Here is a 17,480-nt window from a genome sequence, read left to right as displayed (position 1 = left end):
AAAACACCCGCATCACGTGGATAATACCGCTGAGAATGCTCAATGTTCGTTGCCATACACTCTCTCGGGTGGTCTAATAAGAGTTATTCAAGCATCATTTCATCATGCTTAGTCTATGATTTAAGGAACCATTTCTAATGTCCCAACACCAACCCACTTATTTCTTTTTCGATTATGAAACATGGGGAGTGAGCCCTGCTAAGGACAGACCTTGTCAGTTTGCGGGTGTACGGACGGATGAGAACTTTAATATCATTGGTGAGCCATTGGTTATTTACTGCCAGCCACCATCGGACTACTTACCTTCTCCCGAAGCAGCATTAATCACAGGTATCACACCACAACTTTGTCAGGAGAAAGGGCTCTCAGAACCAGAGTTCATTGCTAAGATTCATCACGAACTAGCCACACCAAACACAACAAGCCTTGGTTACAACAGCATTCGCTTTGACGATGAGGTAACTCGTTATACCTGTTATCGTAACTTCATCGATCCTTACGCATGGAGTTGGCAGAACGGTAACTCACGTTGGGATTTATTGGATGTTATGCGCGCATGCCACGCACTCCGCCCTGAAGGAATTGAATGGCCGGAGAATGACGAAGGGTTTACCAGTTTTAAACTTGAACATCTCTCTGTTGCTAATGGTATCGAACACGAAAATGCTCACGATGCCATGGCAGACGTTATTGCAACGATAGAACTAGCCAAAAAAGTAAAGGCCGCGCAACCAAAACTGTTTGACTACTTTTATTCGATGCGTCAAAAGCGAAAACTAAACGAACTCGTCGATATCGTGAACATGACACCCTTGATGCATGTATCTGGAATGTTAGGTAAAGAGTGCCAATATACCAGTTGGGTAGTACCTATCGCGTGGCACCCAACCAATCAAAATGCGGTTATCGTTGCTGATCTGGCCAAAGACCCACAACCACTATTAGATTTAGATGTTGATGCATTACATCAGCGCCTATACACCCGACATGATGAACTCGCACCGGACGAGAAACCTGTCCCGCTTAAACTTATTCATCTCAACAAGTGCCCTATTCTCGCGCCAGCCAAAACGCTCACAGCGGAAAATGCAGAGTCCATTGGCATTGACAGAGAGCAGTGTTTGAAGAACCTAGCCCTAATCAAACAACATCCAGAGATCCGTGAAAAACTGATCGGACTTTATAGTATTGAGCGCGAGTTTGAGAATGATGGCGACGTAGATACTCAGCTCTACAGCGGCTTTTTCTCGCCAGCAGACAAGAGCGCGATGGATATTATTCGCGAAACGGACCCAAACAATCTATCTGCATTAGACATTAGTTTTAGTGATCCTCGTATTGAACCGCTGCTATTCAGTTACCGTGCACGCAATTTCCCATGGAGCCTTGATGAAACGGAACAAGCTCGCTGGGCAAACCATTGTCGTGAGTTTTTCGAAAGTCGTATTGAAAGCTATATGCTAAATATGGAAAACTTAGTTCACGAACATGAGTCTGACGAGAAGAAACTCGCCATACTAAAATCCGTCTACCGCTACGTGGAGCGTCTCGTTTCTTAACTTCTCCAGCCATGTAGTGACCGTGCAGCTAAACCTCAGGATTCATTCTTTTGGCTGCACTTAAGGAGAGTCGTTACTTTTTATACTAAGAGGAAGCCATGCTCAAAACCGCGCTTCACTATATACTATCGTTCGCTATTATTTTCGTTGCCCTATTTATCGGAAATACCATCCAACATTTACTCGATGTGTCCGTGCCTGGCAGTATATTTGGCATGTTACTGTTATTTGCGGCGATGGCGGGCGGAGTTATCCCGGTTAAACTCGTTCAACCGGGTGCTCACGTGTTCATTCGTTATATGATTTTGTTGTTCGTTCCCATTAGTGTCGGGTTAATGAACCATTTCGATATGTTGATTGCTAACGCTCTGCCGATCTTAGCCGGTGCTATTGGCGGTACACTTATTGTTCTGACCGCACTCTCCGTCTTCCTTGATCGATTCTTAAAGAAGGGAGATAGCTAATATGTGGCTGCTAGTTACTATCGTCGTTTTCTTTGTTGCCCGTTTTATTTCTCAGAAAGTAAAGAATCCACTGTTTAATCCGCTACTCCTCAGTATTGCGATTATGATTCCTTTACTCACGTACCTTAAAGTGCCGTTTGACACGTATTACGCGGACAACGAGTGGATCAGCTATCTGCTACAACCCGCAGTGGTTGCACTTGCCTATCCGCTCTATGAGCAACTCCCGCAAATACGTGCTAATTGGAGAATAATCGCGTTAGCATGTGGTGTTGGCAGTGTTGCTTCCATGTTCACGGCTTCAATGCTCGCTGTATGGTTAGGCGCCGACATGCAACTCATCGCTAGTTTGTTGGGTAAATCGGTCACCACGCCTATCGCAATGGAAGTTTCAAGCCATTTAGGTGGGGAGCCGGCCATTGCAGCCATTCTAGTGTTACTCGTCGGATTATTTGGTGCGATATTAGCGTACCCAATTTACAACTTACTCGGTGTCACGCATCCCATTGCAAAAGGATTAACCATGGGCACGGTATCTCACGCTCTTGGCACAGCCACTTGCGCAGAGAAAGATCCTAGAGACGCGGCATTCAGCTCACTTGCTCTCGTTGTTTGTGGCGTTATCACCTCCATTCTTGCCCCGTCTATGTTCGCATTCTCCCTCTGGTTTGGGACTGTTATTGCTTAACACTTCAGGACTGTATAGCCAGTAAAACTCGTCGTTTACTGGCTACAAATTGTGTGACATCACTCTTATTGCTGAAACATTGCATTCATTGCATTTTTATTTGTGATCACCATCACCCTTATTTCTGGCTAACTTGCATAGAATGTCAGTAAACCGCAAAAAATAAAGGACACAGCATGACAGATCGTTTTGAGTCAGCGCTTGCAGATATGCCAGAGCAGATCGTTAACTATCTAAAACCTATCATTAATAAGCCAGAATTCGATGCAACGCTATCGCAAGAGCAGTTTGAACAACTGCTTGTTCTTTCTGGCCTAGAAGATGATGAGCTTCGCGTCGCCTTGCTGCCTTTAGCCGCAGCCTATTCATATGCACCTATCTCTGAGTTTTTTGTTGGCGCAATTGCACGTGGGACATCAGGCAAACTGTACTTCGGCGCAAACATGGAGATCATTGGGGCACAACTTGGTCAAACAGTTCACGCAGAGCAATCCGCTATCAGCCACGCTTGGATGAAGGGTGAAACTGGACTTAAAGATATCACGATTAACTTTAGTCCTTGTGGTCACTGCCGCCAATTTATGAACGAGCTGACCACTGCGGACAAGCTAGTTATTCAATTGCCACAGCGCGATGCAATGACGCTACAAGAATATTTACCAGAGTCCTTTGGACCTAAAGATCTTGGTATTACCGAAGGGTTAATGAGCCCATTAGCTCACGCTTTATCTACTGACGAAACCAATGCGCTCGTCGTATCTGCAGTAGAAGCGTTAAATCGCAGTCATTCACCTTATACTCAAAATCTAAGTGGTGTTGCTATCGCAATGAAAGATGGCTCTGTCTACCAAGGGGCATATGCTGAGAACGCAGCATTTAATCCTAGCCTTCCACCATTACAGGTAGCGTTTGTTCAGTTGCTTCTAGCTGGTCAAAACTTTGAAGACATTCAACTAGTAGCGCTGGCTGAAGTGTCCAAAGGTAAAATCAGTCACCTTGCAGACACTCAAGCAACACTTGAGGCCATTGACCCAGATATCCAATTAGAATACGTCTCAATTTAGCGCTGCAACTCCCTGATATCGTTTAGCCTCGCTCATGCGGGGCTTTTTTAGGCCAAAATTTATACTGATAATAAAATCTCGCGCAAACGTTTGCTTTCCTGAAATAATCCAGTATGATCCCCCGAAATTCTTCCTCATGAATGCTCAAGGACACTCTATGTTTGGTACTGCTACTCGTGAAAATGCTACACGTGTTTTACTTTTAGGCTCTGGTGAATTAGGTAAAGAAGTTGCCATTGAATGCCAACGACTAGGCTTAGAAGTCATCGCTTGTGACCGATATGCTGACGCCCCTGCAATGCAAGTTGCTCACAGAAGTTATGTTCTCGATATGTTGGACGGCGAAGCACTAGAAGCCATTATCAATAAAGAACAACCCGCTTACGTAGTACCGGAAATCGAAGCCATTGCAACGGACAAGCTAGTCGAGTTAGAAAGTAAAGGCTTAAACGTTGTTCCTACTGCGAATGCAACCAAGCTAACCATGAATCGTGAAGGTATCCGTAGACTGGCGGCTGAAGAACTCGGCCTGAACACCTCTCCTTACCAATTTGCAGACAGCTACGAAGACTTTAAAGTGGCTGTAGAAAATGTCGGTGTACCATGTGTAGTGAAACCAGTCATGAGTTCTTCTGGTAAAGGACAAAGTGTCATCAAGTCAGAATCCGACATTGAGAAAGCCTGGACCTATGCTCAAGAAGGTGGCCGAACTGGCGCAGGTCGAGTCATTGTTGAAGGCTTTATCGATTTCGATTATGAAATTACGTTATTGACCGTACGCGCTGTTGATGGCGTTCACTTTTGTGCTCCTGTGGGTCACCGTCAAGAGGATGGTGATTACCGCGAATCTTGGCAGCCTCAGGCGATGTCAGCTAATGCAATAAAAGCGGCAGAATATACGGCGGAGCAAGTGGTTAACGCGCTGGGTGGCTATGGTCTTTTTGGTGTAGAACTGTTTGTTAAGGGCGATAAAGTTATTTTCAATGAAGTATCACCTCGCCCACATGATACAGGTCTAGTCACACTGATTTCTCAAGACATGTCGGAGTTTGCATTACACGTGCGTGCTTTTACCGGCCTACCAATTAACGGCATCACCCAATACGGTCCTGCAGCTTCCGCTGTTGTTCTCGGCCAAGGCACCTCTAACGATATCCGTTACCAAGGCCTTGATGAAGCTTTAAGTCTTCCACAAACTCAAATCCGCCTCTTTGGAAAACCAGATATTGATGGCCGTCGTCGTTTAGGCGTTGTACTTACTAAGCGTAGATCTCTAGAGACAGCAATCGATGAGGCTGTCGAGTGCGCTAAAAAAGTAAAAGTTATCTACTAACACGAGCGCTTTTACGTAATGGAATAACCAATGGGCTCCAACAGAATGCTAGAGCCCATTGGCGTATTTAGTGCTTATTATCTAGATTCAGACCAAACAGCAAACTCGTTGCCACTTGGCTCGCTGAAATGAAAGCGGCAACCACCCGGAAAGTCGAAAATATCCCGTACTATACAGCCACCATTTTGTTTCACCCGCTCCAGTGTTTCGGAAATCGCCGCGCTGTAGAAAACCAGCAACGCCCCACCCTGTTGAGCTTTTGAACTTAACTCTGCGCGATAAAATCCGCCGTTAAGTCCTTGGTTTGAAAAGGCTGTATAATCAGGTCCATAATCCTCAAACGTCCAACCAAATGCCGCTTCAAAAAACGCTTTTGTCGCGGAAATATCGGCCGCTGCAAACTCAACATAATCCAATTTATCGTGTGTACTCATCAATTCATCCTTGCCGCTCTGATAATTCAATCATAAAACACGTTCACTATAATAATTGTGAGTAAACGTTTGTTTCCAAAACAAACAATTATCTGACCACAGAGACAATAAATTATGGTGCGAAATGACAAACTTCTTTATCATTCATCATGGTTATTTATAAAACATGGAATCTTACGTGCAACGCTATCAGACTGAAGCTAAAAATCTCATCAAACTTGCCTCCCCCGTTCTCATTGCCTCAATTGCTCAAACCGGTATGGGGTTTGTCGACACTATTATGGCAGGTGGTGTGAGTGCCGTTGATATGGCGGCGGTTTCCATTGCCGCCAGTGTTTGGCTTCCTTCTATTCTTTTCGGTATAGGTCTGTTGATGGCCTTGGTACCCGTTGTTGCACAACTCAATGGCGCTGGAAAGCAAAAGCAGATCCCTTATGAAATCCATCAAGGTTTCATCATGGCTCTGCTTATTAGTGTTCCAATCGTGTTAGTCCTATTACAAATAGAAGCCATACTCGATTTAATGAGTGTCGAAACCATCATGGCCGACAAAACCGTAGGCTACATTTACGCGGTTATTTTCGCTGTCCCTGCTTTCCTGTTGTTCCAAGCACTACGTAGTTACACAGACGGAATGTCGCTGACAAAGCCCGCTATGGTTATTGGTTTTATTGGCTTACTGATCAATATCCCACTTAACTGGATCTTCGTTTACGGGAAATTTGGTGCTCCAGCTTTAGGCGGCGTTGGATGTGGCGTTGCGACCACAATCGTCTATTGGATCATGTTCTTTATGATGTTGTTTTATGCCGTCACTACTGAGCGTCTCAAGCACATTGAACTTTTCAAAACTTGGCATAAACCAGAACGTAAAGCACAGGTTCGTTTATTTAAGCTTGGCTTTCCTATCGCTGCTGCAATCTTTTTTGAAGTATCTCTTTTTGCAGTGGTCTCATTGCTTGTCGCGCCACTTGGCTCACTTGTCGTGGCGTCGCATCAAGTGGCAATGAACTTTTCATCTTTGGTCTTTATGATCCCAATGAGTATCGGTGCAGCAGTCAGTATCCGCGTTGGACATAAACTGGGTGAAACTGATACAGCTGGAGCAGTCATTGCTTGTCGTGTCGGCCTCGGAGTGGGCCTTGGCGCCGCTATTTTCACCGCAATCTGTACGTTGATCTTTAAGCAACAAATCGTTCACCTTTATACCGACAATGTAGAAGTAGTAGCGCTTGCAATGCACCTGTTGATTTTTGCAGCCATCTATCAATGTACAGACGCAATCCAAGTTGTTGCAGCGGGCGCATTGCGTGGCTATAAAGACATGAAAGCCATTTTTAATCGTACATTTATCGCCTATTGGCTAATTGGATTACCGTTAGGCTACGTTCTCGGAATGACCGATTTAATTATCGAGCCAATGGGAATTGTTGGTTTCTGGATTGGCTTTATTGCTGGTCTATCAAGTGCCGCTATCATGCTCACTATCCGACTGCTATGGATGCACCGTCAAAACGATGAGTTACAACTCGAATACGCGAGCCGCTAGCTTTAGAACGTCGATAAGTTCATTAAGGGTGATCAAAGATGGACTAGGCTTACGTAATACCTAGATACGTAGTTTAACGCGCAGAAAACTTTGAAAGCACTAACCATACCTCCATCATCTAAAGTAATCTTGGCGTTTGTTTTTATTATAAGCGCCTTGACGGGATGTCTTGAACAGAAGGGAGCGGAGAGCCGTTTCGAAGACTATTTGTCGAGAATTGCCTCGGTTCAAGACAGCGACGCATTACCTAGCCCTGACAACGCTTTAATCACCCTTCCTAGCCAACGCGAAACTACTATCGATATTCCACGCACTACCTTAGGTATCGTCGACAGCTATCAGCTCAGAAAATGCCATCTCTTTGAACTAATAGCTGAACGTAATTCTGTTTTAGGTAAAGTCCAGGACCAGTTTCGTGATTTTGACTATCAGATAGCATTAATCGACGGGATCGAACGATGCTTGTTATCCGACAAAATAGAGCAAAGTGTGAAAGCTCAGCTTGAAGACATTCTGGCCACTAAATACCGTTATCTTCCCAGTTACTTTTCAAATCTTATTTTTACCAGTCATGCTATGCGCGCTCAGCTATCTGGTAATCAGTGGTTAGATGAAGGGATAAGTAGTCAAGCGGCTCAATTGCATTCTGCGTTAAAGACATTCAATAGTATTGCCGCTTACATTATCACACAAACCGAAGGAAGCCATACCTTAACCTTACCTCCGCCTATTACACCGTACCAAGAAACATTAGAGAAAACGAAACTCATCGGAAATCTCGCCTACTCTCTGCAAGCGAGTACAAAGTGGCTGACGGTAGTCACTCAACAATTACAGAAGTACGATTATAAAATTCTATGTGGGGCTAATAGAGATACTACCCGCTTTAACTATTTAGTTAATGTCTTCAACAATCTGTTCATCACCGATATTCAGCCTTACCTCTCGTTTCTCAGCAGTGAATATCAAGCCATTTCTCGCGAAGTGGTGTTTATAAAGCACGTTTTGGATAAGGTCCAGCAAGATAAGGCGTCGATTTATCGACTCGACCGCATTTATGATGAGTTCAAAACGGCAAATCAGCAGCATGTATTCTATTGGAAATTGTTGTTTAAGCGCTGTGGTAAAACCCTGACGGAGATAAGACAACCGTAATGGCTACTCTGGGTCGCGAATTCGGAAAAATCGAGCAAAGCGTGGCAATCCATTGACTGTCCAACCGTTGTGCTTAAAAGTAATCATGGTTCCGATCTTTGGAGGATTAGTACGTTCTATATCGCTAAATCCGCTACCGACATAAAATCGTGCGCCGTCACTGAGTTCGATAAGTAATGCGCCCATTTTGCCTTGATACTTGCCTTTCCCCTCTTTGTAGCCAACCACAAGGCCTTCCATATCCTGTACGGTTTTAACTTTAACAAGGGAATGGTTTCTTCCCGGATGGTAGACCTCATGTTTCAACTTAAGCATCAGCCCTTCAGCATTGTCCACGGTTATCTGTTCTAAATAGTCATCGAGTTCTTTGTGGCTTGAAACCGTACGCTGCTCTACACATTGAATATGTCTCATAGCAACAGTTTGACAGTAACGTTTAAGAAATTCATAACGTTGTTCAAATGTTCCTAAATGCCCAGGCGCGTCAAACAATTTAAAACGGATTTTTTGCCAAGCTTCATTATCAGGGATTAGGTCAAGTACTGTATTTTGGACTTTTGAGAACTGCTGTCTTCCCGCCCATAACTCTCCTTCGACCATGATGGAGGGGAGCGAATGTATAAACCAATCTGGAGCGTTAATCACTCGTCCGGAACGCGTCACTAACTGCTCTCCCGTCCAAATAGCACGAATACCGTCCAGCTTCTCGCTAACATAGTACTCGCTTAGATTCAGGTTTTGATCGTAGTTCGTGGCGTTAACGACGCTAGGTTTAGTGTCCAGGTAGGCGACTCCTTTCGCAAAACCATCCGTTGATAATATCGATATTGAGATAATATAGGGCCAATAATTTGCTCTGTTCATTCTACTGTTCTTTAGGCGTTAAAATTAACGTTATTCTAGAGAACAACAGTATTTTAGTTCGATTATTTCCATGCAAAGTCGAGCTAATTTGAAGGATCTAGCAGCAAGGGATATATCAATTACAATTGGGTTTGAAGTGACTCGATAGAATAGTTTCTTATCGAGAAAAATATCATTGTTCCGCGCAGAAATAAGCCTCGCCAATTAACGTACTACTGTAGGTTCCTTTACTGCTAGACATACGAAACGAATTTTCGCCGGCATAAGCGTACAAACCCTCGTTACTGTTATCTACACTCTTTTGTAGTACAACGACATTTGCTCCTAGTTTATGCGCTTCGTTTTTCAGTTGGTTCCTTGCACCAACTAGAATGTTTCTGTCACTTGTAAAGTCGGCGGTAAACCAATTGCCTTGCGTTCCATCGACTTCACCTAAGTACAAGCAATTCGCTGGTGCGGAATCGACAATTCTGACCGATTTAGCCTCTTGGTTAACGGGTTTCGCAGAGCAACCAACCATTAAAGTAATGACTAGTAATAATGTGGAGTTTTTCATTGATTCACCAATCTAAAGATACGATTCTTATGAAGCCCACATATTACAATTAGATTGATGAATCAAAGAATCAGAGTGTGAATGAAATTCACTTCATAATTCACGGAGGAGATTAATCGGCAAAGTATTTTTAGATATTTCTACTTTGCCAATCCTTGAGTGTTATTGAATTCCGAGTTCGCTTTTCAACGTCGCAATATGGTTGAGATCCATATTATGCACTTTCAACATCTGCTCGATCTGGCTAATACGTGCTGTGGCAGAATCATAACGGTCACATGAATCTGACTTTGCATCCCAAGATGTGCCTTCCAGGAATAGATCACAATCCTTCTTCCAGCGTTTCAAGTTTGGAGTCAGCTGCGATTTTTCTTGTTCCAACTTAGCCACTTCAGCTTTCAGTTCTGCTTCTCGCTTAAATAGCTCTTGAGACTGTTCGAACATCGAACTTTGGATATCCGTTTTACGTTCCAGTTGAACATTCTGTTTTTTCTGCTGCGCTAGTTTCTTACCTTGAGCACTCAACTGGTTTTCGAGTTGCTGGTTATCGGCTTCAAGTTTGGAAATCTGCTCATTCAAAGCATCTACTTGTTGCTGATGTTGTTCCACTTTCTCTTCCACCACTTTGCGCAACTTTAATTGTGACTCTGACTCGGCTAAAGCAAGTTTTTCATCCAAGTTAGATTGTTGAGTTTGAGTTTTGACTAGTGCTTGCTGGTATTGGGTATCGAGCTCTTTATATCGCTGCTGCCAGTCATTTTGCGTGACTGCCGAGCCAATAAGACCACCAGCTGCTAAACCCAGCACCACGGCGATGCCAATATACAACCTCGCACGGGTATCTTTCTGTTCGATGACGACGACATCATCATTTTCGACCGGCTGATTTTCAGGTTGTTTATCCACTCTAACCTCTTTAAAAGTTGTTCATAGGTTTATCGAATTAACTCAGATATGACCAAGGTTGCTGTATAAATAACAAACGCAGACAGCACCGTAATCACCACACCTTTCTGTACCTTCTCATTGGTTCTATATCGAAACAGTAAAAAGGCCAGAGCCACTAGAAACGCAATTGCAATCAATCGAGTCATAAACATCTCCTTTGCACTAACGGCTACATTTTAAGCAAAAGTAGTGAATTTCCAGAGAGTTAACTGTACTACTCATCACTTTAGCGTACAACTTCAATTCTAAAGTCAGAAACATGTTCAAATATACCAAATGGAACGATCTACGCCCTATTTTGGCTCAAATAAATTGTAAAATTATTCATGACATCGTTTTTTATTTACGATAGGATTGCCGTCACAGATTATCTAGTCACTAGATATTTGTTCCGTTGAAGACTGCAGGAGAGTGGTTTATTAACCTTGCATTAACATTTGGTTAGTATGACCCGCCGAAGAAGTAAATCTTTCAGGTGCTTTATTCTGAGAAATCAGAGCTTATCTTAGATAAGGATAAAGTGAGGACTGTAGTTGGAGGAACCTCTGGAGAGAACCGTTAAATCGGTCGCCGAAGGAGCAAGCTCATTTCATGTAATGAGTGAAACTCTCAGGCAAAAGGACAGAGGAGAGAATAGCACCATTGAACAACTCATATTTCTACTGTAACGAACAACCGTTTACGGTCAATACTGAGTGGTAATGAACTCAGATCATTTTCGGTCTGTGGATTACTGCCCTTCTCTCTTCTCCTTAAGTTTTGTTTTATTAAGGGGAAATCATGAACGACCTTCAATCTTTACTACAAGCTATCGACTCTTTTGTATGGGGACCACCATTACTCATTTTGCTTGTTGGTACTGGCGTATACTTCACGTTTAGACTTGGCTTACTTCAATTTAGACATCTTCCAACCGCGCTCAAGCTCGTATTCAGCAAAGACAAATCCAGTAATGGTGATGTTTCTAGCTTCGCTGCATTGTGTACCGCTTTATCAGCGACAATAGGGACTGGTAACATCGTAGGCGTTGCAACTGCAATTAAGCTAGGCGGCCCAGGTGCTTTATTCTGGATGTGGTTAGCGGCGCTGTTTGGTATGGCTACTAAGTATGCCGAATGCTTGCTCGCCGTTAAATATCGCAAAGTAGACGATAAAGGACAGATGCTTGGCGGACCTATGTACTATCTGCGCGATGGTGTCGGTTCTAAGTTCCTAGCCACGATGTTTGCTGTCTTTGCTCTTGGTGTAGCTTGTTTTGGTATTGGTACCTTTCCGCAAGTCAACGCTATTCTGGATGCAAGCCACATTTCTTTCGGTATCTCTCGCGAGATCTCCGCTTCGGTTCTTACTCTTCTTGTTGCCTTTGTAACCTTAGGCGGTATCAAGTCTATTGCTAATGTGGCAGGTAAAGTCGTACCGACCATGGCGGTGTTTTATGTACTAGCCTGCTCGAGCGTTATAGTCATGAACGCCGAACAACTAGGTGCCGCAATTCAACTTGTCGTAGTGTCTGCATTTACTAGCACAGCGGCAACAGGGGGCTTCGTTGGGGCCAGCATAATGCTGGCAATTCAATCCGGTATTGCTCGTGGTGTATTCTCTAACGAGAGTGGTCTAGGCAGTGCGCCAATGGCGGCGGCGGCGGCTAAAACTGATAGCTGTGTTCGCCAAGGCCTTATCTCTATGACGGGTACGTTCATCGACACAATCATTATCTGTACCATGACAGGCCTTGCATTGATTTTAACTGGTGCGTGGCAAAGTGATTTTTCTGGCGCAGCTATGACCACTCATGCTTTTGCTGTCGGTCTAAATTCGGATACTCTCGGTCCTCTACTGGTATCGATCGGACTGATATTCTTCGCGTTTACCACTATTCTTGGCTGGAATTACTATGGTGAACGTTGCGTTGTATTCCTCATGGGTACCAAGGCGGTATTACCTTATAAGATCATCTTCGTTGGTTTGGTCGCGTCTGGCGCTTTCTTGCACCTAGATATGATTTGGATTATTGCCGACATCGTGAATGGCTTAATGGCGGTGCCTAACCTAATTGGATTGGTGTTGCTCAGAAATGTCGTTATTGAAGAGACTAAACTCTACTTTGCTTCGACCTCTAAAGACAAGCGTGAGGCTGTTATTGCATAGAGTCATCAACTCTTAAATTAGAAAAGGTCTGATGTTTAATCAGACCTTTCTTTTTACATAAACATTATGTCAGCAACGCTATCTAGTGCCGCATCGGTTGCGCCGTTTAATTGAGTGGCCAATGTCGCCATAAACGCCGAACAAGCCGCTATAATTGCAATGATCATAGGAATGTCCTACCGAATGAATGAAGCCATAGATTAACGTCATCCATAAACTATGAGTTACCTTTCTACGCCAAATGCTAATCCGTTTACTAAAACGTCTTAATGGCAGTTTCTCTTACGAAACACGATCATCACAATAGCCGGAATCATAATAGTCACCGGTATCACCAATGTTTGTAACAGCAAAGATCCAATACCACTGTGCGCAAACATGGTTTCCAAACGAAAATAGCCAATTAACAACAGTAGAATAAGTACCAAAGAACAGAGGAGCTCTTTCAGACACATCTTCGAACGAGGCGGACAATAGCCATTTGCGACAGCGAACAATAGCATTCCGATACACAGCGCTAACCAGCTTAAAAATGATGGGTATTGCCAGATATAAGCACAGGTGGCCGCAATCGCCGTTAGTATGAGCCACACTTTAACCCGCGTAAACGTGTAGTCTTCAATGACCGCAAGGCTAAAATGATGCCTAATAAAATGCCAGCCAACAAGCGCACCAATAATTGCACCGGCTAACATATCCGACAAGAATGCACCCCCACTTATAAATTGGTAGAACGCGATGATGATAGTGACCAAAAAAGCCGCGATGGCGAACTTACTCAAATGACGTGGCTGTATTTGACTCACCACGATACTGGAAATACAAATCCAATTCGCCATGATTAAGTCGGGAAAGCTGAACCCGCTTCGCTCGTTATAGTTAAGCGTGGGTAAATAAGCATGGGGAACAGGAAAGCTAAACCCCTGCTTTGCGACCAAAATAAATAACGAGGTCGCCGTCACAGCAAACATAAGTTGTGCGGTAAAGTAGCGCCCCCATAGCCAAATGAACAGTGGCAGGAATGAAATAAGTAGTAACGGCTGCAACACGATGTAAAGTACATTACCACCTAAAACAACTAACTCTTGTATTTGCTTCGGCGCTGCAACAAGCGCTTCTTGTGTACTAGATAACCAAGACAATTCGAGTTGATGAACTTTTGGTGCAGAACTGATTAGGTTGTCGATATAACTGATAGGCTGATTCGGGATCGCAGCAAACATAGATTCTACCATCGGCCACTGACTAGGATATCGATACTCGGTCGATGATACCGATTTTGGGCTCAGTAGGTTGGCACTACGTACCTCCACACCAAAATGTGGTGCAAAATAAATAGGAAGTTCTACCCCTCGACCATAATTCGTCTCACTGTAAGCAATAATGTCAGACTCGACCTTACACTCATAGAACACTGCACGTTTAGTTCGGCCTAACTCTTGACCAACGACAACCACCAATCCTGCCTCTTCCCATGTTTCACGTTGGGCAGTGAGTCGTGGATCTTCGTTATTATCAATCGTTCCTCCCGGCAAAGATAGCTTTCCCGTTACGATTTCATCGACCAGCAGAATGCGATCGTCAGCACGAACCAAACACAATGCTCCTCTTATTGTAGGAGCTAATGGTGGATCATTATGCACAAAAGGTTCTCGGAGATTATCCGACAGCTCATTGAACGAGGTGTTTGGCACCTTAGACGTTACGTTCGGCGACATGTCCGAAGCAGCAAAGCTCTGATGTATTGTTAGTAGCGCAAGCAATAGCGTAAAAGCAATATGGCTCAAAAGTTGAGTCACAGACATACCTAATTAGATTTTTTTTCTAAGACAATGTATATGAGGGATAAATCCCTCTTTGTTATATAAGTTCAGAGCGGCGTGATTAAAGTCCCAGACCTCAACCATAATCTGACTAGCCCCTAACTCAATTAAACGACGTTCACTTTCTTTCAGTAATTTTTGAGCAAACCCATGATGCCGATAGTCAGGTTTTATGAACAACTCATCGATATTTCCTATTAAACAAGGCTTACTAATCGATGAAAGTAGTTCACAAAACTGCGCCGTCACAAAACCGACGATCTGAGGGGCGCGCTTGTCGCCATCAATGGTTAGAACAAGTACCAAGCAGTCAGGTGAATCTAGGTAACGTGCAATGCTCTTTTCTTCCTGCACCTCTGATGCGGGTTTGAAGTCTTCGGGGACAGCTTGGTGATGATACTCATGCAACTCATACATAAGATCATTTAGCGTTTCCAAATCTTGGGTATTAGCAGAGCGAATTCTATAGGCTAAATCAGTCATAGACGCGTGGTAAATGTTGCAAAAAGAGAAAGTCGTTTACAAATGTGCGCCTAGTGTGAGGGTTTTGTCAGGCATGTGCAAATAAAAAAACATAATGAAAGATGATGTAGGAGTCTCGTGGGTGAATATCACACTCTCAGGTGACTATACTTATCCAAAACGATAAGGAGCATGATATGTCACGTACACTGATTTGCACTTTGTTCGGCCTACTATTATGGGCGCCCTATTCTTTGGCGTCTTTGCCGATGAAATGTACGTTAACGGCTACTACCGACCATTTTTGGTTCTATCAAGAACAGTTAGTATTTCAAAGTGAGCAGTTCGTAATTTTTCAGAATTTTAAAGGAAGAGTTGTCACACAGGTCGACCTAAAGACCGGAAAGTTCAGCCGTACTACCTATATCGGCGAACCTTTTACTCCTAAGTATCAAATGTTGTTTGGTAACTGCGAGGAACCGAACCATGTTCTTAAAATGTGGCAGATGAGTTCGGTTCCTTATGACAATTAAATCAGTCTGTATGCAACGCTCGTTCAATTTCTGAAAGGCTGCTTGGGTCATCAATCGTCGAAGGGACAGTGTAGGTTTCACCGTCGGCTATTTGGCGTATAACTCGACGTAGAATCTTACCAGAGCGAGTTTTGGGTAATCGTTCGACTACTAGTGCGTGTTTGAAACATGCAACAGCACCGATTTCCTGACGAACTTTACCGACCAATTCATGTTCCAGTTCCCCACTATCAACTTTGACACCATCTTTTAATACCACTAAGCCCAATGGCAACTGACCTTTGAGGTCATCATGCACACCAACAACTGCGCACTCTGCAATCGCTGGATGTCCACCAACAATTTCTTCCATCTCACCAGTAGATAAGCGGTGTCCTGCTACGTTTATGACATCATCCACTCGTCCCATAATGAATAAGTAGCCATCCTCATCCAGATAACCGCCATCTCCAGAGACATAATAACCTTCAAACTGACTTAAATAGCCCGATTCAAATCGGTCATGATTGCGCCACACGGTAGTAAGGCAACTTGGTGGCAATGGACGTTTAAGTGAGACAAAACCTTGTTGATTAGCGCCAACTGGCTCACCGATTTCATTGAGAATTTCAACGGTAAAACCTGGACTTGGTTTCGTTGATGAGCCCGCTTTGACACCCATTACCTCGATACCTAACGGGTTAGAAGAGATAGCCCAACCCGTTTCCGTTTGCCACCAATGGTCGATCACTGGCTTTTTGGTATGTGTTTCTACCCACTCTAACGTCGGTGGGTCGAGACGCTCCCCCGCCATAAAAATGCTCTTTAACCCGCTGATATCATACTTAGACAACTCCAAGCCATCAGGGTCTTCCTTCTTGATTGCTCGAAACGCTGTAGGTGCAGAGAACAGCACTTGAACATTATATTCTTCACACACACGCCAAAATGCACCTGGGTCGGGCGTTCTTACTGGTTTGCCTTCAAAAAGAATTGAAGTGCAACCGTGAATAAGCGGTGCATAAACAATGTAAGAATGCCCTACTACCCAACCTACATCCGACGCGGCCCAATACACGCCATCAGTTGGCATGTTGTAGACTGCAGACATTGAGTACTTCATAGCGACGGCGTGCCCACCATTATCGCGCACCACACCTTTTGGTTTCCCAGTCGTTCCTGACGTATACAAAATATATAGAGGGTCAGTGGCAAGCACAGGTACACATTCATGGGGCAACGCGGATTCATATTCTGTTTGCCAGTCCAAATCACGTTCTTGATTCAGCTCTGCCTCACATTGCGGACGTTGCAGTACAAATACATTGTTCGGCTTCCAACGACTATCCATGATCGCCTTGTCAACCAATGGCTTGTAAGGTAAAACCTTATTGATTTCTATACCGCAAGACGCGGTCATAATGACTTTAGGTTCAGCATCCTCAATTCTGACAGCCAGTTCGTTTGGTGCAAAGCCGCCGAATACTACTGAATGAATCGCCCCCAAACGTGCACAAGCCAACATTGCCATTGCCGCTTCCGGGATCATTGGCATATAGATAACAACACGATCGCCTTTAACCACTCCTTGTTTAGCAAGCATTCCCGCGATTTTTGCAACCTTATCTCGAAGCTCAAAATAGCTATACTTTTGCTTTGTTCCTGTGACAGGTGAGTCGTAAATGAGAGCGGTTTTCTCCCCTCGCCCAGTTTCGCAGTGATAATCAAGTGCTAACCAAGCAGTATTCATAACACCGTCAGGAAACCAACGCTCGATGCCATTTTCATCTTTCTCAAGTATGGTTTTTGGCGCTTCAAACCAGTCAATGGCTCTTGCTTGATGTTCCCAAAAAGACTCTGGTTGCTTCTCAGCCCACTGATATTCTTGTTGATATGCAGACATAATGCGTCCTCCAATATG

At 44.0% G+C, this 17,480-nt stretch carries 17 protein-coding genes and 1 riboswitch; of the genes, 9 read left to right on the top strand and 8 right to left on the bottom strand.

Features of this window, described 5'->3' with window-relative positions:
- The first annotated feature begins 137 nt into the window (after positions 1–137).
- The 5 genes from sbcB (at position 138) to purT (ending at position 5,108) form a co-directional block, all read left to right on the top strand.
- Complete coding sequence (gene sbcB / locus L2W36_RS16220; RefSeq protein ID WP_236110615.1) at positions 138–1,559, top strand: exodeoxyribonuclease I; 1,422 nt, start codon at positions 138–140, stop codon at positions 1,557–1,559.
- 98 nt (positions 1,560–1,657) lie between these two features.
- The gene (locus L2W36_RS16215) at positions 1,658–2,023 is read left to right on the top strand and encodes a CidA/LrgA family protein (RefSeq protein WP_006072459.1); all 366 of its coding nucleotides are present in this window, start codon (positions 1,658–1,660) and stop codon (positions 2,021–2,023) included.
- Position 2,024: 1 nt separating this feature from the next.
- On the top strand, positions 2,025–2,711 hold the full coding sequence (locus L2W36_RS16210; protein WP_006072457.1) for a CidB/LrgB family autolysis modulator: 687 nt from the start codon (positions 2,025–2,027) through the stop codon (positions 2,709–2,711).
- Between the two features lie 176 nt (positions 2,712–2,887).
- Entirely contained in the window at positions 2,888–3,775 is an 888-nt protein-coding gene (gene cdd / locus L2W36_RS16205) for a cytidine deaminase (protein WP_236110613.1), read from the top strand.
- Between the two features lie 157 nt (positions 3,776–3,932).
- Positions 3,933–5,108 carry a formate-dependent phosphoribosylglycinamide formyltransferase gene (gene purT, locus L2W36_RS16200; RefSeq protein WP_236110612.1) on the top strand — a complete coding sequence of 392 codons (1,176 nt, stop codon included), beginning with the start codon at positions 3,933–3,935 and terminating at the stop codon, positions 5,106–5,108.
- A gap of 77 nt (positions 5,109–5,185) precedes the next feature.
- Here purT and L2W36_RS16195 read toward each other — a convergent pair whose 3' ends face one another.
- The gene (locus L2W36_RS16195) at positions 5,186–5,542 is read right to left on the bottom strand and encodes a VOC family protein (protein WP_031494003.1); all 357 of its coding nucleotides are present in this window, start codon (positions 5,540–5,542) and stop codon (positions 5,186–5,188) included.
- Positions 5,543–5,720: 178 nt separating this feature from the next.
- Here L2W36_RS16195 and L2W36_RS16190 point away from each other — a divergent pair, with 178 nt between their 5' ends.
- Together L2W36_RS16190 and L2W36_RS16185 are read left to right on the top strand one after the other, a co-directional pair.
- Positions 5,721–7,091, top strand: a complete 1,371-nt coding sequence (locus tag L2W36_RS16190) for an MATE family efflux transporter (RefSeq protein ID WP_107306899.1) — start codon at positions 5,721–5,723, stop codon at positions 7,089–7,091.
- A gap of 90 nt (positions 7,092–7,181) precedes the next feature.
- Entirely contained in the window at positions 7,182–8,246 is a 1,065-nt protein-coding gene (locus tag L2W36_RS16185; RefSeq protein ID WP_236110611.1) for a DUF3080 family protein, read from the top strand.
- Positions 8,247–8,249: 3 nt separating this feature from the next.
- Here L2W36_RS16185 and L2W36_RS16180 read toward each other — a convergent pair whose 3' ends face one another.
- The 4 genes from L2W36_RS16180 to L2W36_RS16165 all read right to left on the bottom strand — a co-directional run bounded on the left by L2W36_RS16180 (position 8,250) and on the right by L2W36_RS16165 (position 10,760).
- The gene (locus L2W36_RS16180) at positions 8,250–9,110 is read right to left on the bottom strand and encodes a DNA ligase (RefSeq protein WP_236110609.1); all 861 of its coding nucleotides are present in this window, start codon (positions 9,108–9,110) and stop codon (positions 8,250–8,252) included.
- A gap of 172 nt (positions 9,111–9,282) precedes the next feature.
- Positions 9,283–9,666 carry a DUF4156 domain-containing protein gene (locus tag L2W36_RS16175; RefSeq protein WP_236110607.1) on the bottom strand — a complete coding sequence of 128 codons (384 nt, stop codon included), beginning with the start codon at positions 9,664–9,666 and terminating at the stop codon, positions 9,283–9,285.
- 162 nt (positions 9,667–9,828) lie between these two features.
- On the bottom strand, positions 9,829–10,572 hold the full coding sequence (locus tag L2W36_RS16170; RefSeq protein WP_236110605.1) for a chromosome partitioning protein ParA: 744 nt from the start codon (positions 10,570–10,572) through the stop codon (positions 9,829–9,831).
- A 29-nt stretch (positions 10,573–10,601) separates the two neighbouring features.
- Entirely contained in the window at positions 10,602–10,760 is a 159-nt protein-coding gene (locus L2W36_RS16165; protein WP_006072438.1) for a hypothetical protein, read from the bottom strand.
- Between the two features lie 389 nt (positions 10,761–11,149).
- A riboswitch (glycine riboswitch) is annotated at positions 11,150–11,249 on the top strand.
- Between the two features lie 145 nt (positions 11,250–11,394).
- Between L2W36_RS16165 and L2W36_RS16160 the strand changes: the two genes are divergently transcribed.
- Positions 11,395–12,762: an alanine/glycine:cation symporter family protein gene (locus tag L2W36_RS16160; protein ID WP_236110604.1), complete on the top strand. Its 1,368-nt coding sequence runs from the start codon at positions 11,395–11,397 to the stop codon at positions 12,760–12,762.
- A gap of 266 nt (positions 12,763–13,028) precedes the next feature.
- Here L2W36_RS16160 and L2W36_RS16155 read toward each other — a convergent pair whose 3' ends face one another.
- A complete protein-coding gene (locus L2W36_RS16155) occupies positions 13,029–14,561 on the bottom strand; it encodes a bifunctional NUDIX hydrolase/phosphatase PAP2 family protein (RefSeq protein ID WP_236110603.1) in 1,533 nt (510 codons plus the stop codon).
- A gap of 12 nt (positions 14,562–14,573) precedes the next feature.
- On the bottom strand, positions 14,574–15,068 hold the full coding sequence (locus L2W36_RS16150; RefSeq protein WP_236110602.1) for a GNAT family N-acetyltransferase: 495 nt from the start codon (positions 15,066–15,068) through the stop codon (positions 14,574–14,576).
- A 176-nt stretch (positions 15,069–15,244) separates the two neighbouring features.
- Here L2W36_RS16150 and L2W36_RS16145 point away from each other — a divergent pair, with 176 nt between their 5' ends.
- On the top strand, positions 15,245–15,580 hold the full coding sequence (locus tag L2W36_RS16145; RefSeq protein WP_006072426.1) for a hypothetical protein: 336 nt from the start codon (positions 15,245–15,247) through the stop codon (positions 15,578–15,580).
- A gap of 1 nt (position 15,581) precedes the next feature.
- On the opposite strand, the gene L2W36_RS16140 is transcribed toward L2W36_RS16145, so the two are convergent.
- Positions 15,582–17,462, bottom strand: a complete 1,881-nt coding sequence (locus L2W36_RS16140) for a propionyl-CoA synthetase (protein WP_006072424.1) — start codon at positions 17,460–17,462, stop codon at positions 15,582–15,584.
- Positions 17,463–17,480: the final 18 nt, after the last annotated feature.

It is taken from the genome of Vibrio sp. McD22-P3 (assembly GCF_021568915.1).
Lineage (GTDB): Bacteria > Pseudomonadota > Gammaproteobacteria > Enterobacterales > Vibrionaceae > Vibrio > Vibrio mediterranei.
Note: the sequence above shows the minus strand (reverse complement) of the source record. Positions and strands in the feature narration are given on the sequence as shown.

Coding starts and splice junctions, on each gene's coding strand:
- L2W36_RS16150 (WP_236110602.1), bottom strand. CDS start 15,068: ATGACTGATTTAGCCTATAGAATTCGCTCTGCTAATACCCAAGATTTG.
- L2W36_RS16180 (WP_236110609.1), bottom strand. CDS start 9,110: ATGAACAGAGCAAATTATTGGCCCTATATTATCTCAATATCGATATTA.
- L2W36_RS16140 (WP_006072424.1), bottom strand. CDS start 17,462: ATGTCTGCATATCAACAAGAATATCAGTGGGCTGAGAAGCAACCAGAG.
- cdd (WP_236110613.1), top strand. CDS start 2,888: ATGACAGATCGTTTTGAGTCAGCGCTTGCAGATATGCCAGAGCAGATC.
- L2W36_RS16165 (WP_006072438.1), bottom strand. CDS start 10,760: ATGACTCGATTGATTGCAATTGCGTTTCTAGTGGCTCTGGCCTTTTTA.
- purT (WP_236110612.1), top strand. CDS start 3,933: ATGTTTGGTACTGCTACTCGTGAAAATGCTACACGTGTTTTACTTTTA.
- L2W36_RS16160 (WP_236110604.1), top strand. CDS start 11,395: ATGAACGACCTTCAATCTTTACTACAAGCTATCGACTCTTTTGTATGG.
- L2W36_RS16215 (WP_006072459.1), top strand. CDS start 1,658: ATGCTCAAAACCGCGCTTCACTATATACTATCGTTCGCTATTATTTTC.
- sbcB (WP_236110615.1), top strand. CDS start 138: ATGTCCCAACACCAACCCACTTATTTCTTTTTCGATTATGAAACATGG.
- L2W36_RS16175 (WP_236110607.1), bottom strand. CDS start 9,666: ATGAAAAACTCCACATTATTACTAGTCATTACTTTAATGGTTGGTTGC.
- L2W36_RS16145 (WP_006072426.1), top strand. CDS start 15,245: ATGTCACGTACACTGATTTGCACTTTGTTCGGCCTACTATTATGGGCG.
- L2W36_RS16195 (WP_031494003.1), bottom strand. CDS start 5,542: ATGAGTACACACGATAAATTGGATTATGTTGAGTTTGCAGCGGCCGAT.
- L2W36_RS16210 (WP_006072457.1), top strand. CDS start 2,025: ATGTGGCTGCTAGTTACTATCGTCGTTTTCTTTGTTGCCCGTTTTATT.